We start from the raw sequence: 19,712 nt of genomic DNA on the forward strand, positions 1-19,712 counted from the left end.
AGGGAGCCTGCATCGCTGCGGGTCTGCGGGTCTGCGGGTCTGCGGGTCTGCGGGTCTGCGGGTCTGCGGGCCTGGTCGGTCAACGGGGTGGCCGACGTGTGCGACGCGTTGTGTCATCGAGCCGGGAGGCGGCCGCTTGTCGCCGTGATGAGTTCGCTGCGGACGCGCCCGCTCACCGCCATGGCTGGTGATCGGGTCGGAAGCCATAGTCGGTAGCCAGGCGGCCAGCGGTGGCTGATGCGCTTGATCACGGTCGGTTGATGGGCGGACTGATAGGTTGATCGCGGGTGTGCCGGGAAGTCTGGTCGGCGAGTGGATGACTGCTGTCCGGATCCGAGAGGCGCTCGCACCATGACCACGCTTTCCTGGATCGCTGTCGCGGTGTTCACCGTGGCGTACGTGCTGATCGCCACCGAGAAGATCAACCGGGTCGCGGTGGCGCTCGGCGGGGCGTCGATCATGCTGGCGCTGGGCGCGACCGACGCCGAGCACGCGTTCTTCTCCGAGGACGCCGGCATCGACTGGAACGTCATCTTCCTGCTGCTGGGAATGATGTTGATCGTCGGCGTGCTCAAACGCACGGGTCTGTTCGAGTACGTGGCGATCTGGGCGGCGAAGAAGGCCCGCGGCCGTCCGTTCCCGATCATGGTGATCCTGCTGATCGTCACCGGCGTCGTGTCGGCCGCTCTGGACAACGTCACCACGGTTCTGCTGGTCGCCCCGGTCACCCTGCTGGTCTGCGAGCGGCTCGGGGTGCCGCCGGTGCCGTTCCTGATCGCCGAGGTCCTCGCCTCGAACATCGGTGGTGCCGCGACGCTGGTCGGTGATCCGCCGAACATCATCATCGCCAGCCGGTCCGGGTTGACCTTCAACGACTTCCTGAGCGTGATGGCGCCGTTCGTGCTGGTGGTCTTGGTGGTCCTGGTCCTGCTGTGCCGGATCATGTTCCGCAAGGCCTTCCGGTACGACGCCGAACGCGTCAAGCGGGTGATGGCGTTGCGGGAGGCCGACGCGATCCGGGACCGCCGGCTGGTGGTGATCAGCCTGGTGGTGCTCGGCGCGGTGCTGGTCGCGTTCAGCCTGCACACCGTGCTGCATCTGGAGCCGTCGGTGGTGGCGCTGCTCGGCGGCCTGTTGCTGCTGGCCCTGTCGCGGCTGGACGCGACCGAGGTCGCCAAGGACGTGGAGTGGCCGACGCTGGTGTTCTTCGCCGGCCTGTTCGTCATGGTCGGTGGCCTGGTCGAGACCGGGGTCATCGACGCGATCGCGCGGTCGGCCACCGACGCGGTCGCGGGCAAGTTGTGGCCGGCCACAATGTTGATGTTGTGGGCCTCGACCGGCTTGTCGGCGATCGTCGACAACATTCCGTACGTGGCGACGATGAGCCCGATCGTCAGCGAGCTGGTCAACGCGGAAGGCGGCATGGGCAAGGCGCAGGTGCTGTGGTGGGCGCTGGCGATCGGGGCCGATCTCGGTGGTAACGCCACCGCGGTCGGTGCGTCGGCGAACGTCGTGGTGCTGGGCATCGCCGAACGCGCCGGCCACAAGATCAGCTTCTGGGGCTTCACCAAGTACGGCCTGATCGTGACGGCGATCTCGGTGGTGCTGGCCGTGCCGTACCTGTGGCTGCGGTTCTTCTAGAGCAGCACCCGGTCGAGCAGCCCGTCGAGGGTGATCGCACCGGTCATCACGCGGGCGGAGTCGACGACGGCGACGAGGGGCACGTTGGAGCGAGCCATCACCGACGCGACTTCCAGCAGAGTCGCGTCGCCGCTGACCGCGGGTAGTTCCGGCCGATTTTTCGGCAGCAGGTCGGCGACGGTGCGTTCGCCGATGCCGGCCAGGATGACGTCGGCGGCGGCCTCGTCGATCACCCTGGCCAGGGCAGGGTCGTCCTGGCAGTAGGACGGCAGCGCCATCCGTAATACCTGGGTGCCGGCCAGCACGGTCAGCGGCCGGCCCGTCGCGTCGACCACGATCAGCCCGGGCAGGTCCTGCGCGGCGAGCAGGCGGGCGGCCTCCCGGGCCGGCGTGCTCTCGACCACAGTGCTCATCGACGTTGCTACGTCGCTGCACGCATGACCCGACCCTACGCCCGGTCAGCTCTGGTAGACGTCGGGGATATCGTCGTTGTCGTGATCGACCTGCTCCGCCTCGTGGATGCGCCGGTAGGTGCGATCGCGGGCCCGCAGGACGACGGCGGCCAGCACGGCCGCGATCAGCGAGCCGAGCAGGACGGCGACTTTCACCCGATCGTCGGCGCCGCTGTTGTTACCGAAGGCGAGTTCGCCGATCAGCAGCGAGACGGTGAACCCGATTCCGGAGAGCACTGCCAGCCCGGCCACGTCGATCCAGGCCAGGCCGGTGTCGAGTTCGGCGCGGGTGAAGCGGGCGGTCAGCCAGGTCGCGAGCAGGATCCCGATCGGCTTGCCGAGGACCAGGCCGAGCATGACGCCGACCGCGATCGGGTCGGTGAACACCGCGGACAGGCCACTGATCGCCACCCCGGCGGACATCAGCGCGAATACCGGGACGGCGATCCCGGCGGAGATCGGCCGGAACCGGTGCTCGAAGTGCTCGGCCAACCCCGGCCCGTCCCCTGCGCCCGGTGACCGCAGCACCGGGACGGCGAAGCCGAGCAGCACCCCGGCGACGGTGGCGTGCACCCCGGAGGCGTGCACCAGTGCCCAGGTCGCGAATGCCAGCGGCAGCAACAGCCACCAGGCACGCACCCGCCGCTGCACCAGCACTGTGAAGACGGCGAGCGGCGCCAGCGCGGCCAGCAGCGGCAGGATCGACAGGTGGGCGGTGTAGAACACCGCGATGATCACAATGGCCAGCAGGTCGTCGACCACGGCCAGGGTGAGCAGGAACGTGCGCATCGCGGTGGGCAGGTTACGGCCGACCACGGCGAGCACGGCGAGGGCGAACGCGATGTCGGTCGCGGTCGGGATCGCCCAGCCCCGGACCGCTCCACCCCAGTTGACCAGGGTGTAGAGCAGCGCGGGCGCAAGCACTCCGCCGACCGCGGCGGCCACCGGCACCGCCGCACGCCGCGGGTCACGCAGGTCACCGGCGACGAACTCGCGTTTGAGTTCGAGCCCGGCCACGAAGAAGAAGATCGCCAGCAGCCCGTCGGCCGCCCACGTCCCCAGGGACAGATCCAGGTGCAGAGCGTGCGGGCCGACGACGAACCCGGTCATCGCCTCGTAGCGGTGCGCCCACGGTGAGTTCGCCCACCCGAGGGCGATCAGGGTGCCGACCAGCAGCAGCGCGCCGCTGATGGTCTCCTTGCGCAGCACGTCGGCGATCCGGCGGGCCTCGGTCCACGAACCACGGCCCAGGACACGGGGTGCAGAGTTCACAGGGCATGCCTACTTTCGGGGTCGGCTCAACTCAACTTGCCGACCAGGCTTCCCGGCACACCGACACCAACCTTACCCGCACTGTCGTGGTCCCACCGGCTACTACGGTGCCGGCGGGCGGTGATCCGCGGCTCGTAGCAGACGGTTGCCGACGCCGAGGATGGCCGCCATCACGATCGCAGGTCCCGTCTGCGGTACCCGGCGACACCGCCCGCGGTCAGGAACCCCGCCAGGACGGCCATCATCGCGGTGGCAGGCCAGTCGGCGGCGGTCAACGGCACCGCCGCGAGGTGGGCGAAAGGTGACAAGCCGCGCACCCAGCCGGGTGCCGACACGCTCTCGGCGACGACGAGCAGCAGGAACCCTCCGGTCGCGGGCAGGGCGCCGACGACACCGACCCATCGTGGCGCCCAGCCGACCGCGAACACGGCGGCGCCGAGGCTGAGCCCGACGATCGGTAGCGTGTTCCACGCCCCGGCCAGCGCGGCGGCGAGCCCGAGCTCGCCACCGGCCATGGTCACCCCGGACCAGGTCACCAGCCCGGCGATCGTGACCAGAAGGGTCGCGGCGGCCATCGTCACCGCGACCTCCGCGCCGAGCAACCTGGCCCGGCTGATCGGCGCAGCGGTGAGCAGGACCAGCCTCCGGTCCGTCTCGGCCGTGACGTAAGCGCCCATCCGTACCGCGGTGAAACCACCGGCCGGCACCGCAAGAAGGGCGAACAGCACAGCGGCGAAGCCCGCCACCGCGCCGAGCCCGTCGAAGCCGGCCTCGGCTGCCTGGCCCGCCATCGCCGGGTTGTCGGCGAGGAACTCGGTGACCGACACCGAGGTCAGGCCGATCAGCAGGTAGTAGGCGCCGATGCCGATCGCCCAGCCGGTCAGCGGCCGCAGCACCCGGCGGACCGCGAACGCCTCCACCGCGCCGAGCAGCGCCAGCCGGGGGCGCCGCCCGGCGCCGGCCGGCACCAGGCCACCACGAACCTCCCGCCGGCCGGCGAGGGCCACCGCCACTGCCGTGATCGCCGCTGACGCGGCAAGAAGGATCAGGAGCGGAAGACCCCGATTGTGTACGAAGGGTCCGCTCAAGGCCGTCAGCCCGAACGGTGACAGCCGGCGGATCCCGCCGAGCCGCGGGACTCCGTCGCCGATCATGCGCAGCAACAGGGTCACCCCCAGCACCGCGACCGCCGCCCCGGTCGCCACCGACCGCACCGGAAACACCTGAGCGGCCAGTGCCGCCACCGCGACGAAGACCATGCCGAGCAGACCGGTGCCGGCCCCGTGGACCAGCGCGCCGCCGACCGGTGTTCCCGCCAGGATCAGCACCACGGCCAGCAGGCAACCGGTGACGGCAGGGACGAGCATGACGGCGACGACGTGCCGCAGGACGGCCTCGCGCAGCGGAACGCGCCCGGCGCGATCCGAAGGGCCTGGACAGCAGAAAACCCCGGTAGGAATCGCGTGAAACGCGAATAACCTACAGGGGTTTAATGTGTCTAGATATGACACCAGCCAATGAAAATTCGATCACACGAACTCCGGCCCCTGGCGTACGAGGGGGCCGGAGCCGTGAATGGCCGGGTGCCGGTCCCGGTGGTTCAGGAGCAGGCTGCTCCGTTAAGGGTGAAGCCGCTCGGCGCACCGGTGTTGCCGCTGTGGTCGGCTTGGAAGCCGATGGTGGTCGAGCCGCCCGGCGGCAGTGAGCCGTTGTAGCCGGCGTTGGTAGCGGTCACCTGGCCGCTGCTGGGTGAGTACGTCGCGTTCCAGCCGCTGGTGATCGTCTGTCCGGAGGGCAGGGTGAACTTCAGGGACCAGCCGTTGATCGCGCTCGATCCGGTGTTGGTGATGGTGATGGTGTCGGTCAGGCCGGTGTTCCAGGCGTTGACCGCGTTGGTCACCCGGCATGCGCCGGAGCCGCCCGGGTCGGGCGGGGTGCTGCTCGGCGGGGTGCTGCTCGGCGGGGTGCTGCTCGGTGGCGGGCTGCTCGGACCGGAGGCCTCGCTCACCGTGATGTTGGAGCTGCCGCTGCTCTGGTAGCCCTCGGTCGCCATGATCTGGTAGTCGAAGGTGCCCAGGGTCAGGCCGGCCTGACGCCACGCGTTGAAGTGATTGGCGACGGTGATCGTCCCGCTGCTCCGGTGCTGCCGCCGGACGCTCCAGTACTGGTAGAACGTCGAGCTGTTGCCCTCGATCGAGGGCTGGTTGACGCGCTGGGTGCGGTAGATGTCGTAGACGCTGCCGTCGCTGGTGACCGAGCCCAGTGACTGGGTGCCGGTCGAGGGGTTGTAGCTGCCGAAGTTCTCGACGATGTAGTACTCGATGAGGGGGTTCCTGGTCCACCCGTACAGCGCCAGGTACCCGTTGCCGTTCGGGCTGAACGTGCCGGAGTAGTTGATGGTGTGGCTGGATCCGGGCTTCCAGCCCTTGCCGACCACGGCGTTGTTCATGTTGCTCCACTGGACGCTGTAGTTTCCACCTGCGCCCAGGGTCATCGTGACGTTGCCGTTGTCCTTCCAGTACGAGAAGAAGTAGCCGTTGTGGTATCCGGTCTCGTTCGCAGTGACGGTCCGGTTCGCGTCCGCGTAGGCGATGCCGGTGACGGTCGTGACGGTGATCGCCAGCACGGCGGCGGTGACACCGCCGGCCAGCAACCGCCAACGGGGACGTCCGCGTTCGGGGGAGAGAGCGGGTTGGTCGTTCACACTGGTTCGTCCCTTCTGGTCACGGCGGTCCGGCGACGGGCCTGAGAACGGAACCCGCGCACGCCGGTGGATGGGGCCGGCCCGCCAAGGTGACGACGTTCATCGATGTCCGAAGTATCCGAGAGGTTGCGCAAGATTGCAATGTGTCGCGGAAGTTTCGGAGGTGTGAATGCATCTCGGAGACGGCGAGAGAGGGCAGCTTGGGCGCCTGGATGCCTGGGGTGATGACCGCGGAGTCTTCGGGTTCGATCGCGCACCGATCGGAGCAATGTCGGAAGTTTCAGAGAGCGGAACGCCGGCCCCGGCGCGCTGCGCAACCGAACAGGTTTCCGCCAGACCGCCGAGGCGATGCTGCAGACCACGGCGCGCTGCTGATGCTGGACCTCAACGGCTTCGAACAGGTCAACGACTCTGGTCCGGGTGCGGGGTGTACACGACCAGGGCCGGCCGATCCAAGATCCGCCCGACGAGCTCGCGCACGAACGGCGCGTCCATCGCACCTTCCGGACACAGGCCGATGACCACGACGTCGGGCGCCTCGGCGTGCAGCATCCGCAGGGCCTGCGAACGGGTCGCCGCCGTGCCGACCACCTCGAGGTCCGGCTCACCGGTGAGCAGACCGGCCACTCCGTCGCTGGTCAATGGGCGGTCATCGTAGATCAGGACGCGTAATGTCATCGGAACCTTTCCGGGAGTCGGGGCCACGGCACGCGTTGCCCAGGCGCGCCGAATCTGCGCTCAAGACCCGCAACCCGCTGCCCTATGCCCGTCCACAGTGGCCTGTATCGATGTACTTGTCTGGAGCGCCGCCCTACCGGCGGACCACCGCAGCGCCCTCGGGCCGGACTCGCCGGGAACGCACCGTCAGCACGACGATCGTCGCCAGCGCGGCAAGCATGACCAGCGAGGCCGTACCACAGACGACCGCGAATGCCGCCTCGAACGCCGATCGCGCGTGGGCTATCAGGTCGTCGCCTCGCGTACCGGGCAGGTCACCGGCGACGGCGAGGGCATCACCGAGTGTCTGACGCGCGCCGGTCGCGGCGTCGGGCGCCAGCCCGTCGGTCGACCCGGCAACCACGGTGCGGTAGACGGTGACCCCGAGCGATCCGAGCAGCGCGATGCCCAGCGCTCCACCGAGCTCGACCCCGGTCTCGGCCACCGCGCTCGCCGAACCCGCCCGCTCGGGCCTGGTGTTGGCCACGATGAGGTCGGTCGACATCGTGTACACCGGCGCCAGACCGAACGCGAAGATCACGCTGGCGGTGACGACCACTGCCAGGTTGCTGACCGGGCCCAGGATCACCGCGACGAAGACGGTGCAGCCGGTCACCGAGGTCAGCAGGCCACCGGCCAGGATCTGCAGCCGGGAGAACCGGGCCACCAGCACCGGCCCGATCGCCGTGCCCGCCAGATAGGAGACCACTGAGGGCAGGGTCCACAGCCCGGCCTGCAGCGGCGACAACCCGAGCACCCACTGCAGGTACTGCGCGAGCAACAGGTTGGTGCCGTTGAGCGCGAAGAAGGTCAGCGTGCTGGCGAGCAACGCGTACCGGACCAGCGGGCTGCGGAACAGATCAGGCTCGATCATCGGAGTCGCGGCCCGGCGTTGGCGCCGGATGCAGATCACGGCTAGCCCGATGCCCACCACGGCGGCGACCGCGGCGGTCATCAGTCCACGGCCTTCGGCCACCCGCTTGATCGCGTAGACGATGGCCAACAGCGCCAGCAGGCTCTGGGCCGCACCCAGCACGTCGAAGCGAGTGGCGGCCGGGTCACGAAACTCGGGCAGGACCAGCGGGCCGATCACCAGCAGCAGCAGGGTGACCGGCACCGCCAGCAGGAAGACCGAGCCCCACCAGAACCGGTGCAACAGCAGGCCGGCGACCACCGGGCCGAGCAGCCCGCCCAGGGAGAAGCTGGCACTCCACACCCCGAGCGCGACGGTACGCTGCCGGGCGTCGGCGAACATGCCGCGGATCAGCGCCAGCGTCGAGGGCATCAACGCCGCTCCGGACAGGCCCATCAGGACCCGGCCGCCGATCAGCTCGGCCGGCGTGTCGGCGAAGGCGGCGACCAGTGACCCGCCGGAGAAGAAGGTCACGCCGATCAGCAGCAGCCGCCGCCGCCCGATCCGATCCCCGATCGCGCCCATGGCCAGCAGGGACCCCGCCACCATGAACACGTAGCCATCCATGATCCACAGCAGCTGGGAGCCGCTCGGACGTAGATCGGTGACGATCCGGGGCGCCGCGAGGTTGAGCACATGACCGTCCATCGAGACCAGGAAGCACGGCAGGACCAGGGCGAGCAGTCCGATCCAGTCGCGCCGGGTGGCACGCTGCACGGCCGGCTCATCCTCGACATCGAGCGGAGAAGTGGCGCTCACTCGGCACCTCCGTAACGTAAAGGCCGTCTTCATGACGTTACGACGCCCTCCACGGCGGCGCAACGCGAACTCGGCATTGATGGCGTTACTATCGAGGCGTGACCACGCTCGTCCGACCCCTGCTTCCCGAGGAGGTCGTCGCCCTGGTGAACGACTGGGGCACGTCTCCCCGGCGCGTCGGCGCGCGGCCGGAGGATCCGCAGTCGACATCGTCATACCCGCGAACGGATCCGGCCACCGCGATCGCGGTGGCCGATCGGGTCCACGTTGTCTTCGCCGCCACGGAGCCGGCCGAGCAGGCCCGGCTCGTCACGGCCATGCTCGACGAGGCAGCCCCGCGCCCGGTGATGACCGTGGCCGGCGGCGAGGCCATCGCCGCCTGGTCCGTGGCCGGCCCGGGCGATCAGCTGCTCGCGGCGGCCTCTCTGGCGCTGCGCGAGCATCTCACCGACCACCCGCATCGCCTGGGGGTCTGCGCCGATCACCAGTGCGCCGACGTCTACGTCGACGCCTCGCCGGCCGGCCGGCGCCGGTTCTGCTCCTTGACCTGCCAGAATCGCGCTCGCGCCGCGGCCTTCCGGGAACGCCGGCGCGCCGCGAGCGACGCACCGGGCACCGTGTCAGGCGGTCAGCAGGAGGCCCGGTGACCGCGGTGCGGGGCGGCCCGGCGCGGCATGGCACCAGCCGGCCAGCTGCCACCGCTCGGCGTCGAGCGCGTCGCGCGCGACGGTCGCCTACGGGCACAGCTGATGCCGGGCCGGACTTCTCGTCCGGCCCGGCGATCGCCGGTCAGGTGCCGCTGAGTGCTTCGGTGGGCATGAGGCGGGCGGCTCGCATCGCCGGGTAGGCGCCGGCGACCGCCCCGATCAGCGCTGCCCCGCCGAGGCCGGCCAGCGTCGCTCCGGCGGGGATGACCACCGGCCAGTTCTGCGACCAGGCGTATCCGGTGGTCGCGGTGATGCCGAGCGGGGTTCCGCCGATGCCGCCCAGCGCGGACAGCACGACCGCCTCGGTGAGGAACTGGGCTCGGATCTGACCGCGGTGGGCACCCAGTGCGCCGAGCCGGGGCACACCCGGCTGCTGTCGACCACGCTCGGCCCGGTCGAGGTCACCCGGATCGCCTACCGCCATCCGGTAGTGTCCAATCTGCACCCGGCCGGCGCCCGGCTCGCCCTGCCCGTGGGCCGGTACTCTGTGGTGGTCCGGAAAACATGACAATCATGGCGGCAACATCCAGGTCGTCACCGTGCCCGACGGCTGGCCGATCTGGACCTCGGACGTGCGACCCGGCCGCGAACACGACATCACCGCAGCCCGCACCCACGCAATCCTGCCCGCGCTCACCGAGGCCGGCGACGACCAGCACACGCTCGGCGACCTTGGCTACGACGGCGAGCCCGGCATCATCACTGTCGGCTTCAAGAAACCGAAGAACGGCCGGCTGACCCCTGCCCAGCAGCAACTCGACAAGGCCCACAACAGTCTGCGAGCCATCGGCGAACGCGGAACTCCCTGCTCAAGATGACCTTCAAGGCTTTACGCAACATCAGCCTAAACCCATGGTGCATCGGCAAAATCGTCGCAGCGGCCCTGGTGATCCTCCACGTCGAGCATGACCGCACCACATGACAACCGTCAGTAGTCACAACCTCGCGCGGAATGGCTCACTGAAGACGGTCCGGCTCAACGTGGTTAATAGAGCATCGGTTCGGGCTGCTGGATGCGATCACCCTGCCCACACCACCATCGTGAGATAGGCGAGTCCGACTGCCCAACTTGAACTGGCCCCGTCCGTACTCGATGGGATGATGTTGACGGCCTAATCGGGTCCCTCCCAGGAGGCCGGTGCGGGGATCGGCAGGACGCAGCCGGGAGGCGGCCGGAGGTGTGGCTGCGGTCGCGAGCAGGAGCACCACGTCGAGGACCATTTTGGGGTGTCGCGGGTGTCTGATGGTCACGGGAACTAACACCACGATCGAAGTGGTACGCGCCATGGCGGCCGCTCTCCAGCCTCCAGCTAATCGCCGGCGGGAGCGGCTTATTTGGCGGAGTTCGGGTCGGCCAGGTGTCCTGCTGGTGCGGCGCACGAGTGAGGCGCACCGCGCTGCTGTCGAGTCCGACGACCGCGGACACGGTGCTCTTTCAAGCCGGGTGGGACGTCGAGGGCGAGAACGACGAACCTGCTCGCCCCCGGAGAGGATGATCGCAGCGACGTAGACGGTGCGAGGTGGTAGCCGCGGGCCGATCCAGCCGGCAAGACCGACAGCGAGGACGGCGCATACGCCGCAGATGCCGCGGAGCAATTCGCCCAAGCCGGCGGTGCAGCTATGAGCCTGCGCCCAAACCGTGACCAGCATCGCGAGTAGCGCACTATCCAGGAACTCGTGATCACAGATGTCGTCACGATTTCGCGCAGCGACCGTTCGAGGCTCAGGAATACGGTACCGGCCCGCATTTTGCTGCCAGTAGGTTCCGCTCTCAGCGGCCGTGGCCGCGACGTAGCGGGTGGCGCAGGAGTCCTCCACCATGGCGGTGACGCTGGCGCCCAGAAGATCGAAGGCCGTCATCTGGCCGGCACGGGGCTGGTCGACCTGCATCGATCCGGGCGCTGCTCGGATTCTGGGGTAGTAATGCAAGGACGACCGTCGTCTTTCTGACGTTGCCGCTCCGTTGGCGATGGCAAGGCGGCGCGGCTCAACCTGGAGAACGCATCGGGGCAGTATGCCGCAGTCAGGACTCAGACCCCGTCGAGCGCCTGATCGTTGGTCAGCGCGCCGGACCGCGCCGGCCTGGCGTTGTTCGCGGTACGGGCGTCGAACCTTCGCAACACGAACAGGCTGGCCAGCACGGCGACGCCGGGTCCAGACAGCGACGCGGACAGCCATACGTGGCCGCGCAGCCCAACCACCACCGCGGCGGTGATCATGCCGATGACCACTACGAATCCCGCGCCCAGACCCCAGGCGAGCAGGGCGTGGGATCGGGCGGCCGCGGCCTCGCGCACCCGGCTACGTTCCTGTTCCATCCGTAGTTCGTGGTTACGGGCCAGTTGCGCCTCGGCGGTCTTCAGTGCCAGCTTGAAGTGATCGGGAGGCAGTTGGGCCAGGGCGATCATCCACCCTTCGAACTCTTGAGGCCCACCAGGCGGCGCGGGTGTGGGCGTCATCGGTCCCGCTCCGACGCCAGCGCCGCCACCTCACGCACAGCGCCGATGGTGTCCACGAGGGCTTGCCGTACCTCGGCCTGCCCTTCACGAGCGATCAACGAACGGAGTTGCTCCAGCTGCTGGGCAACGACGATGGATTCCGGTCGCCCAGCCAGTGCGCCTTGGGCTTGACCGGAGTCCTCGAACTCGACACGCCATAAGTCAAGATCGGGCATGACGCCGGGTTCTCGTTCACCGCGTGCAGGTCTCTCGTCGGTACGGCTCGCGCCGAGGCCGATGCCGCTGTAGACCTGCGGGCGGGAACCCTTCAGGAACAGGCCCCAGATGATGCCCAGGACCAGGACCACGCCGAACGACGCCGGGACGATGATCGCCGGGTTGCTGCCCAGCTCGACGCCTAGCAGCGTGGCGATGTTGTCCAGCGCCAAGTACGACATAGTCACCAACAGGATCGCAGCGACAGCCGGGGCGACGACCCGGTGCATTAGGTCCTCACCCCTGGGGTGTGCTTGGAAGTAGCCGATGACCGCGAACGCGGTGAGCGTGATCAGCAGCAGGACGCCGAGGCCACCACCGGTGCCGCCCCAGAAGAAGAGCTGGACCAGCGGGTCCCAGCCGGCCACCGCGTACACCACAATCACGATCAGGCCGACCGCGGACTGGGCCAGCGAGCCGTTCTTCGGGGCGCCGGTGCCCGGCACGGTCCGGCCGAACAGGCGCGGCAGCACGCCCTCACGACCCAGCGAGAACATGTACCGCGAGATGATGTTGTGGAACGAGATCATCGCGCCGATCAGCGAGGTCAGGAACAGGATGTGGCCCAGGTGCAGCGCGATGCTGCCGAGCGGGCCGGACGCCAGGTTGAAGAAGAACTCCGGGCCCTCCTCCCTGGCACGGGCGACGGCCTGGTCGGCGCCGGCCGCGGAGATCATCGCCCAGGACGCGAATGCGTACAGGACGGCGATCAGGGCGATCGCGATGTACGTCGCGCGGGGCACGGTGCGCTTCGGGCCGCGGGACTCCTCAGAGAACACCACCGACTGCTCGAAGCCGACGAAGCCGGTGATCGCCATGACCAGCAGCGCGCCGGCGCCCGCGCCGGTCAGCTGGGACACGTCCACCGGCTCCGACGAGGCGTGGAAGCCGCTCGACAGGATCTCGGCGATGCTGAACACCACGGTCAGCGCGATCTCGGCGACCAGCAGGGTGGCCAGGACCCTGCCGTTGACGGCGACGTCACGCACGCCCAGGATCGCGACCAGCGCCCAAGCGACCAGGCCGAAGGCCCACCACGGGGCGTCCAGGCCGAACCAGTCGACGAAGAGCGGCTGGGCGATCGCGCCGAAGCCGCCGTACGAGGCGACCTGGAACATGTTGTAGGCGAGCAGCGCGACCCAGGAGGCACCGACGCCGACCGGATGGCCGAGGCCCCGGGAGACGTACGCGTAGAACGCGCCCGCGTTGGAGATGTGCCGCGCCATCGCGACGTAGCCGACCGAGAAGATCGCCAGGACCAGCGCCACCGCGACGAACGCGACCGAGATGCCGGTCAGGCCGGTGACCGCGAGACCGGTCGGCACCACGCCGGCGACCACGGTCAGCGGGGCGGCCGCGGACATCACGAAGAAGACCACGGCGGCGACGCCGAGACGATTCTGGGCCAGAGTATTCCGCAGCGGATTCTGCGGATCTGCCGCAATGGTGGCCACGAGCGTCGGGGACTGGACGGGCTTCTCACCCGCGGAGCCCAGCTCCGGAGTTCCAGAATCGCTCACGGGCGGAATTGTCACGTGGCGGGCCGCCGCCGTCAACATTGGTGCATTCGCATGCGTTGACAGACGTTCGAGTCGACCGGGAACCAGTTCGTCGCCGACTGAGCACCCGTGACAGCAGGGCTGCGGGTGTCGAAAACCTCATCCACCCTGGTCAAGCCAGCTTGGGTCATCGACGCGTGGACCTCGCTCAGGGCCGGTTTCAGCGACCGGACCTCGGCGGTGCGTGGTGCAGAGTGTTCCGCGAGGATGATCGTTTGTGTTGTTGCGGCTGGCCTGTCTCGGCGTGACCAACGCGCTGGCTCTGTTGCGGCTGTTGCCGATGAGCGACCGCGACAAGGACGCTGAGATCCTCGCTCTGCGGCACCAGATCATGGTGCTCGAACGACAATTGCATGGCGAACGGGTCCGGTTCAACCCTGTAGACCGGGCTTGGCTGGCCGCTCTGCTGCACCCGCTACCCCGAACGGCGCTGCCGTGGCCGCGGCTGCTCGTACGCCCGGCGTCGAAGAACGGCGGTTGGGGCTACCGCCGTATCCACGGCGAACTACTCGTTCTCGGGGTGAAGGTCGCCGCGTCCACGGTCTGGGAGATCCTCGGCGACGCCGGCGTCGACCCCGCGCCCGAGCGCACTAACAGCACGTGGGCAAGGTTCCTGCGCTCGCAAGCCCAGACTATCGTCGCCGCGGACTTCTTCGAGACGGTGACGTCGACCGGCGCCCGCCTCTACGCCCTGGCGGTCATCGAGCACGCCACCCCCGCATCCGGATTCTCGGCGTCACGCCCCATCCGAGCGCAGCCTGGGTCACCCAGGCTGGCCGGAACCTGGTCATGGACCTCGACAACACCGGCTGCCAGGTGAAGTATCTGATCCGCGATCGCGACGGCAGGTATCCGGCCCCGTTCGACACGATCCTCGCGGAACAGGATCGAGGTCGTGCTCAGCGGCGTCCGCATGCCCCGGATGAACTCGATCATGGAACGGTGGATCCAAGCCTGCCGCCACGAGGTGCTCGACCGCACCTTGATCTTCAACCAGGCCCATCTACTACGTGCTCTGCGCGAGTACGATCACCACCACAATCAGCATCGGCCGCACCGGGCATCGCCGACACCCGGCCGCTCACGCTGTTACCCGAACCGATCACCGACCACGACCGGCTCGCTCGCCTGAACATCCGCCGACGGGACCGGCTCGGCGGTGTCCTTTACGAATACGAGCACGTCGCCTGGCCAGCACGGATGGCATTATCGGCACCCGCAGGGCCGCGGCAACGCCGACGACCTCGAGCGCCTGCCGGAGCACGTCAACGGCCACATGGTCGGTCAATAAATGCCTTCACGATGTGCTGGATCGGAGAAGCGGTGAGGTGCATGGAGCTTTACCGATGTGGTGGAGGATCTCAGTTTCGTCAGGCCTCGCGCTGACCGTCTCGCTGAGGTGGTTCCGTATTTGCGGTTTCGCGTTGTTCGAGGTCGTGTTCTCTGGCGTTGGCGAGGTCCTCGCGGATGTCTTCCCACCGCTGGTGCTCTTTCACTCGGTGAGCTCGTTCGTCCAGGAGCCGGCCCCGTTCCCGATCGAGCAGGTCCCGGTCGTCGGCGCGCCGATCGCGGTCGTCGGGGGGCTCGGTCGGGTGGTGCCCGGCAGTCGGGGCACGCAGTGGGGTCGGTGTGTTCTGCGGCCAGGGTGTCGGTTGATCGTCGGCGTCATCACTCTCGCCGGCGCCGATGACGGCGCGGTCGTCGAGGAGAAGATCCGTGGTGCCGGTGCGGCGTAGCAGCCACACGACATGTGAGGGTGGGTTCCGAATGGCCAGAGTGCCACCACGTTCGCCGGCGGCCTGATACACCTGAAGCAGGGCGCGCAGCCCGGCCAGGTCGCAGAAGCTGAGTTGTGCCATGTCGAGGCTCAGATGCCGGACGCTGGTCGCGGTGTTCAGCAGTTGGACCAGGACAGGGGCGGTGAGCAGATCGAGTTCGCCGGTGAGTGTCACCGTGCAGTGGTCCTCGGCTGACTCGACGACCGTGTGCAGCCGTGGAACGTCCTGGTGATCTGGTGCGTTCATGGGAGGGGTCTTCCGCCGATCGCGAGAGTGGCCCAGACGGTCTTGCCGTCAGGGCACGGCAGGGCTCCCCACGCCGTGGCTGCCTCGGTGACCACCCGTAACCCACAGCCTCGCGCGAGCAGGGCCGTCGAAGCCGGCCCGGGGCCGGCCTCGATCAGGTGGGGCTGCTGTGGGTCCTGGTCTCGGACGGCCAGATGCAGCAACGGGCCGCGGACTGACACTTGCACCGCGAAGTCGGTTTCCGCATGCTCGACCGCGTTGGCGGCCAGCTCGGAGATGATCAGGCGAGCCGGGTGGATCAGATGGGCCAGGTGGTATTCCACGCACGCCGCACCGGCGAGGGCCCGGGCTGCTACCACCGAGGCAGGCTCCGGCGGCAGACGCAACGCGAATCGACGATGATTCCACCCTTGGAACGGGCCCAGCAGAACGCGTGCTGCGCCGATACTGTCGGCTACCGCCACCGGGTAGCGTGCGGACTCGGCTGTCAGCCGGCGCCGCACCCGCGGTGGCGCCGCACACACCAGTATCCTGGTCGGTATCCGGCTCTCCGACGCGAAGCGCGCCGCGGTCTGCCATGTCTGTGCCGAGTTGCCGGCCGGATCACCAAGATCGCTGAGGTCGGCCAGCACTGCCCGCGGTGTCTCGGTCACACATGCTCGCAGCGCCCGTGCTGTCTCGGTACGCAATTCGGCGTCCCACTGCCCGCGTACGGCGATGCTGGTCAACGCTTCATCAGGATCACTGGTGCAGCTCACCCGTGAGGTCTGAGCCACCAGGAACGTCTTCTGCACGACGACAGCCTTCTGTGAATCCGTCCGACACCCCCTGTTGGGCTCTCACCTGCGACACTAGCCACCCGCACCATCCCGGGCGTCGAGCGCGCGACGGATTCACCGTGACCGCGATTTACGCATCCTATGGATACTGCTAAAAGCCGCAATCTCTGCATTCGTATCGGTCAACGGATGTGTGTGGCAATGCCGAGTGTCGGCAGCGCCGTCTTCGCCTGACGGCCTGCGGACCTCAGGCCGGATGGCCCCGATGCGGGGTCCGAGGACTTTTGCCCCTGGCCCCAAAGGTGCGGGACGGCTGACGATGCGGGCGGAGACACGGTGTGGCGGGCGGGGGTTTCTCGCTGGGGGAAGTCGCTGTGAGATCGGGATGCGAGGCTGCGCCGGCGGCGCGCACGACCCGGGCAGGAGGCGTGATGGCACCGATGAACAAAATCGCGGCTGGGCTGTTTCTCACCTGGGCGCTCAGCGATCTTGAGGAGTTGTGGACGATGAGCCGCAGCAGCCGGTATGTCTTGCCGCGGTTGCCGGCGGTGTTACCGATTCCGCAGCGACTGCGCCGTGACGGTGTCTCGCAGCGGCATGTCAGTGCGAGTATCGCCATGATGGGTCTGCTGATCGGCGCTGCTTCGGTGGAGGGGGCCCGAACGCAAGGGCGTTCACCGTTCTTCCGCGGAGTTCTGCTGGCCTATGGGCTGCACGGATTCGGCCATCTCGGGATGGTCGCTGTCGCACGCCGGTACGTCTCGGGCGCGCTCACGGCACCGGTGATCGTCATCCCGTACTGGCTGTGGGCTCGCCGGGAGCTCACCCGGCAGGGTGTTGCCGAGGTCGACGTGGCTGCGGTGGCCGTCGCGGTGGCGGGCCCGGTGATGTTGATGGGTGTCCACGCGCTGATGTACCGGCTGATGCACGACTGACCCGGCATCTGCCCTCGGCCGATACGGTCGCCGCGAGTCCAAGGCGGCGCTGTAAAAGCCGATCGAACTGCGCTGAGTGCGTTGATGCGGGCCCGCACCCGAACACGATCCACGCGAAGTGGGCCCGCAGGCTGCACTGCCTGGAGGTGGGTCCGGTGACGGCTCCGCATGTGCAGCGGATCTTCGCGTGCCGACTCGACGGCTGCAGTGCTGGGGGGATCGCGCGGGAGCCGAACGAGCGGCAGGTGCCCCCGCCGGGGCGTATGACCGTACGCGCAATCCTCACCGGCTGCAGGCGGTGTTGACGTTGCGGACGGTGGCGACCATCCTCGCCAATCCGCGGTACACGGGCCGGCAGGTGTGGAATCGGCAGTTCACTGATCATCGTGAGGCCAGACCCGGTGACAAGCGCTCTGGCCAGGGCCGGAGCGGGTGTCGAATCCGCGCGCCGACTGGGTGATCTCCACTCGGCGGACGCATGCCGCGCTGGTCAACGATGCTGACTTCACCGCCGTGCAGCGAATCACGGCGTTGGCGATGCCACAGGACGGGCAGTCCCGGCGCTACGCTCTGACCGGCCGCTCGGCGGCATCGGCAGGTCGGTGCCGAGCGCCACACCGCTGCGGGGCGCTTCGTGGCCTTGTGGCTCCGTCCCGCTCGGCGGCATCGCCAGGTTGATGCCGAGCGCCACACGATCTCCTCCGCGGCAGATCAAACTCTTCACCCCCGGGATCCACTCGTTTTCGACCGCCTCCCGCAACGCGGTGTACTTGGCCCGGACCGCGTCACGCAGCGACGCCAGGTCCAGCGCCTCGGGGCCGCCTTCAACCCCGACCGCGATAGCCTCGGCGAGATTGCTGGTCAACGGGTCGATCTCGGAAGTGAACAGCATGTCTCGCCCGCCTGCGAGCAGCGACATGCGGTCCGGTTCGGTGTCGACCAAGCGGAGGAAATGCGACAAGGAGAGAGCGAAGTCCGGGCAGTCCAGCAGCACCACCAGGCGGGTGGCCGCACTGTCACGCATGATCTGCGCGACGGTCGCCAACTCGGACTGGTCGCTGATCGGGCCGGTCACGCAGTAGGAGAACAGCAGGGTGTCGGACACCGCTGCGGCAGCCCCGCGCATCGCCTCGATGACCTCGGCCGGGGAGGAATTACCGACCAGCTCCGCGACGCTCGTCGTCGCGAAGGTCTGGTGGGCCGGTGAGAGCAGGACCTGACTCAGCTGCGTCGTCGCCAGTTCGGCCGACTCCCAACCGCGGCCGAGACCGTAGTCGACGTCCGGCTCGGGTACGTCCCGGCCGACCAGAACGGCCCGGGAACAGGCGAGCACGGGCAAGAGCGGGTTCCGCGGCATGACTCCATGATGAACCAGCTCTGCCAGGCCGCCCGGCAGGGATCGACATGAGCCAGACCTCCCGGACCCGAAACGCCACGACACAAGACGGCAGGGTCAGCCCCGTTCGCACCGCACGCCACAACTCAGCCGAAAAGCTTCAAAGCGATCAACCAATGTCAATCGCACTCCACTCTCGCGTCATTGACCTCTACGGCGAGCCCTCGCCAAATCGCTGAGACATCCTGATCTGCCGCGAGACTCGGCCGGGCACCGGCAGGTCGTCGCCGGAGGCCGAACATCGCGCTGACAAGCTGTCCGCATGTCGGCAAGCACCGTGGTCAGCGTTCTCGAACTCGCCGGCCTCTACGTCTTCGCCACCTCCGGCGCCCTGATGGCGATCCAGAAGAAGTTCGACGTCGTGGGAATCGTGATCCTCGCGCTGCTGACCGCGCTCGGCGGCGGCATCGTCCGCGACGTCGTCATCGGCAACACACCACCGGCCGCCTTCAGCAATGGCATCTACCTGATCATCCCGCTGATCGCAGCGGCGGTTACTTTCTTCGCCCACCCGCTCGTCCACCGGTTGTCCTTTCCGGTGCTCGTCTTCGACGCCGCGGGGCTCGGCCTGTTCTGCGTGACCGGGACGCTGAAGGCTCTGGAGTGCCACCTCGGCCCCGTCCAAGCGGTGCTTCTCGGCGTGGTTACCGCAGTCGGCGGTGGTGTTCTCCGGGACATCACCGCCCGCGAGACTCCGGCGCTTGTCCGGGTCGAGACCGACCTCTATGCGATCCCGGCCGGCGCCGGCGCGACGATAGTCGCCGTCGCCGACCGCGCCGGGCTGCACATGCCCGTCATCGCGACGAGCGCGGCGCTCGCCGTTTTCCTGTTCCGGATCCTCGCCATGGTCCGCCACTGGACCGCCCCGACCGCCCCCGCCGGGCGGAAACGATAAAGCCACCGCCCTTCTGTTTGACCGGCGCGACTCGGCCCCGCTTGCAGGCACAATCGCTCGTGCGGATCCGAGCCGGCCGACCCTGGATATTGCGCTGTCCGTGCTCGCCCACCGGGCACCCTTGAACGCTTTCGGTCGGGCAGTTCACCCGGGCAAGCGGTCGAGTATGGGGCCGGTGCGGGTGTGGAATTCGCGGTCGGATGGGGTGGTCTCGGCGGAGCAGACGCATCCGGTCTGCGACCGCA

The 19,712-nt window shown here is 68.5% G+C and carries 19 protein-coding genes and 1 pseudogene; 8 read left to right on the forward strand and 12 right to left on the reverse strand.

All coding sequences use genetic code 11. The features are described from left to right. The first annotated feature begins 351 nt into the window (after nucleotides 1-351). Nucleotides 352-1,641, forward strand: a complete 1,290-nt coding sequence (locus ACH442_RS16660) for an SLC13 family permease (RefSeq protein ID WP_396338884.1) — start codon at nucleotides 352-354, stop codon at nucleotides 1,639-1,641. Here ACH442_RS16660 and ACH442_RS16665 read toward each other — a convergent pair. The 6 genes from ACH442_RS16665 to ACH442_RS16690 form a co-directional block, all read right to left on the reverse strand. After that, complete coding sequence (locus tag ACH442_RS16665; protein WP_396338885.1) at nucleotides 1,638-2,054, reverse strand: CBS domain-containing protein; 417 nt, start codon at nucleotides 2,052-2,054, stop codon at nucleotides 1,638-1,640. The two genes, ACH442_RS16660 and ACH442_RS16665, sit on opposite strands and share 4 nt — an antisense overlap. A gap of 45 nt (nucleotides 2,055-2,099) precedes the next feature. Then, entirely contained in the window at nucleotides 2,100-3,365 is a 1,266-nt protein-coding gene (nhaA, locus tag ACH442_RS16670; protein ID WP_396338886.1) for a Na+/H+ antiporter NhaA, read from the reverse strand. A gap of 170 nt (nucleotides 3,366-3,535) precedes the next feature. Continuing rightward, nucleotides 3,536-4,732 (reverse strand): hypothetical protein, encoded by a 1,197-nt coding sequence (locus ACH442_RS16675; RefSeq protein ID WP_396338887.1) that lies wholly within the window; start codon nucleotides 4,730-4,732, stop codon nucleotides 3,536-3,538. Nucleotides 4,733-4,965: 233 nt separating this feature from the next. Then, on the reverse strand, nucleotides 4,966-6,069 hold the full coding sequence (locus ACH442_RS16680) for a glycoside hydrolase family 11 protein (protein WP_396338888.1): 1,104 nt from the start codon (nucleotides 6,067-6,069) through the stop codon (nucleotides 4,966-4,968). A gap of 402 nt (nucleotides 6,070-6,471) precedes the next feature. Next, complete coding sequence (locus ACH442_RS16685) at nucleotides 6,472-6,747, reverse strand: response regulator transcription factor (protein WP_396338889.1); 276 nt, start codon at nucleotides 6,745-6,747, stop codon at nucleotides 6,472-6,474. Nucleotides 6,748-6,880: 133 nt separating this feature from the next. Continuing rightward, complete coding sequence (locus tag ACH442_RS16690) at nucleotides 6,881-8,458, reverse strand: MFS transporter (protein WP_396338890.1); 1,578 nt, start codon at nucleotides 8,456-8,458, stop codon at nucleotides 6,881-6,883. 98 nt (nucleotides 8,459-8,556) lie between these two features. On the opposite strand from ACH442_RS16690, the gene ACH442_RS16695 reads away from it, so the two are divergent. After that, the gene (locus ACH442_RS16695; protein ID WP_396338891.1) at nucleotides 8,557-9,105 is read left to right on the forward strand and encodes a CGNR zinc finger domain-containing protein; all 549 of its coding nucleotides are present in this window, start codon (nucleotides 8,557-8,559) and stop codon (nucleotides 9,103-9,105) included. Nucleotides 9,106-9,247: 142 nt separating this feature from the next. On the opposite strand, the gene ACH442_RS16700 is transcribed toward ACH442_RS16695, so the two are convergent. Then, on the reverse strand, nucleotides 9,248-9,589 hold the full coding sequence (locus ACH442_RS16700; protein ID WP_396338892.1) for an ABC transporter permease: 342 nt from the start codon (nucleotides 9,587-9,589) through the stop codon (nucleotides 9,248-9,250). Between the two features lie 61 nt (nucleotides 9,590-9,650). Here ACH442_RS16700 and ACH442_RS16705 point away from each other — a divergent pair. Then, a pseudogene (locus ACH442_RS16705) lies at nucleotides 9,651-10,087 on the forward strand (transposase family protein); the annotation flags it as partial. Between the two features lie 1,108 nt (nucleotides 10,088-11,195). Here the strand turns inward: ACH442_RS16705 and ACH442_RS16710 are convergent. Together ACH442_RS16710 and ACH442_RS16715 are read right to left on the reverse strand one after the other, a co-directional pair. Beyond that, nucleotides 11,196-11,573, reverse strand: coding sequence for a hypothetical protein (locus tag ACH442_RS16710; RefSeq protein WP_396338893.1), 378 nt, complete (start codon nucleotides 11,571-11,573; stop codon nucleotides 11,196-11,198). A 47-nt stretch (nucleotides 11,574-11,620) separates the two neighbouring features. After that, nucleotides 11,621-13,399, reverse strand: coding sequence for an APC family permease (locus ACH442_RS16715; RefSeq protein ID WP_396338894.1), 1,779 nt, complete (start codon nucleotides 13,397-13,399; stop codon nucleotides 11,621-11,623). A 256-nt stretch (nucleotides 13,400-13,655) separates the two neighbouring features. Here ACH442_RS16715 and ACH442_RS16720 point away from each other — a divergent pair, with 256 nt between their 5' ends. Continuing rightward, complete coding sequence (locus ACH442_RS16720; RefSeq protein ID WP_396338895.1) at nucleotides 13,656-14,258, forward strand: hypothetical protein; 603 nt, start codon at nucleotides 13,656-13,658, stop codon at nucleotides 14,256-14,258. 75 nt (nucleotides 14,259-14,333) lie between these two features. Beyond that, nucleotides 14,334-14,570, forward strand: a complete 237-nt coding sequence (locus ACH442_RS16725; protein ID WP_396338896.1) for an integrase core domain-containing protein — start codon at nucleotides 14,334-14,336, stop codon at nucleotides 14,568-14,570. 238 nt (nucleotides 14,571-14,808) lie between these two features. On the opposite strand, the gene ACH442_RS16730 is transcribed toward ACH442_RS16725, so the two are convergent. Further along, nucleotides 14,809-15,462 carry an STAS domain-containing protein gene (locus ACH442_RS16730; RefSeq protein ID WP_396338897.1) on the reverse strand — a complete coding sequence of 218 codons (654 nt, stop codon included), beginning with the start codon at nucleotides 15,460-15,462 and terminating at the stop codon, nucleotides 14,809-14,811. After that, nucleotides 15,459-16,256 carry an ATP-binding protein gene (locus tag ACH442_RS16735; RefSeq protein ID WP_396338898.1) on the reverse strand — a complete coding sequence of 266 codons (798 nt, stop codon included), beginning with the start codon at nucleotides 16,254-16,256 and terminating at the stop codon, nucleotides 15,459-15,461. The genes ACH442_RS16730 and ACH442_RS16735 overlap by 4 nt, the downstream gene beginning before the upstream one ends. Nucleotides 16,257-16,672: 416 nt before the next feature. Between ACH442_RS16735 and ACH442_RS16740 the strand changes: the two genes are divergently transcribed. Both ACH442_RS16740 and ACH442_RS16745 read left to right on the forward strand, forming a co-directional pair. Then, nucleotides 16,673-17,176: an HXXEE domain-containing protein gene (locus ACH442_RS16740; RefSeq protein WP_396338899.1), complete on the forward strand. Its 504-nt coding sequence runs from the start codon at nucleotides 16,673-16,675 to the stop codon at nucleotides 17,174-17,176. Nucleotides 17,177-17,492: 316 nt separating this feature from the next. Beyond that, the gene (locus ACH442_RS16745) at nucleotides 17,493-17,636 is read left to right on the forward strand and encodes a hypothetical protein (RefSeq protein ID WP_396338900.1); all 144 of its coding nucleotides are present in this window, start codon (nucleotides 17,493-17,495) and stop codon (nucleotides 17,634-17,636) included. A 63-nt stretch (nucleotides 17,637-17,699) separates the two neighbouring features. Here the strand turns inward: ACH442_RS16745 and ACH442_RS16750 are convergent, their stop codons facing one another. Then, nucleotides 17,700-18,515, reverse strand: a complete 816-nt coding sequence (locus tag ACH442_RS16750) for a hypothetical protein (RefSeq protein WP_396338901.1) — start codon at nucleotides 18,513-18,515, stop codon at nucleotides 17,700-17,702. 319 nt (nucleotides 18,516-18,834) lie between these two features. Here ACH442_RS16750 and ACH442_RS16755 point away from each other — a divergent pair, with 319 nt between their 5' ends. Then, nucleotides 18,835-19,467, forward strand: a complete 633-nt coding sequence (locus ACH442_RS16755; RefSeq protein ID WP_396338902.1) for a trimeric intracellular cation channel family protein — start codon at nucleotides 18,835-18,837, stop codon at nucleotides 19,465-19,467. Nucleotides 19,468-19,712 lie beyond the last annotated feature (245 nt).

Origin of the sequence: Actinoplanes sp. NPDC020271 (assembly GCF_044388125.1) — a bacterium.
GTDB lineage: Bacteria > Actinomycetota > Actinomycetes > Mycobacteriales > Micromonosporaceae > Actinoplanes.

Coding starts and splice junctions, on each gene's coding strand:
- ACH442_RS16660 (WP_396338884.1), top strand. CDS start 352: ATGACCACGCTTTCCTGGATCGCTGTCGCGGTGTTCACCGTGGCGTAC.
- ACH442_RS16665 (WP_396338885.1), bottom strand. CDS start 2,054: ATGAGCACTGTGGTCGAGAGCACGCCGGCCCGGGAGGCCGCCCGCCTG.
- ACH442_RS16675 (WP_396338887.1), bottom strand. CDS start 4,732: ATGCTCGTCCCTGCCGTCACCGGTTGCCTGCTGGCCGTGGTGCTGATC.
- ACH442_RS16685 (WP_396338889.1), bottom strand. CDS start 6,747: ATGACATTACGCGTCCTGATCTACGATGACCGCCCATTGACCAGCGAC.
- ACH442_RS16700 (WP_396338892.1), bottom strand. CDS start 9,589: ATGGCGGTAGGCGATCCGGGTGACCTCGACCGGGCCGAGCGTGGTCGA.
- ACH442_RS16710 (WP_396338893.1), bottom strand. CDS start 11,573: ATGATCGCCCTGGCCCAACTGCCTCCCGATCACTTCAAGCTGGCACTG.
- ACH442_RS16730 (WP_396338897.1), bottom strand. CDS start 15,462: ATGAACGCACCAGATCACCAGGACGTTCCACGGCTGCACACGGTCGTC.
- ACH442_RS16740 (WP_396338899.1), top strand. CDS start 16,673: ATGGCACCGATGAACAAAATCGCGGCTGGGCTGTTTCTCACCTGGGCG.
- ACH442_RS16755 (WP_396338902.1), top strand. CDS start 18,835: ATGTCGGCAAGCACCGTGGTCAGCGTTCTCGAACTCGCCGGCCTCTAC.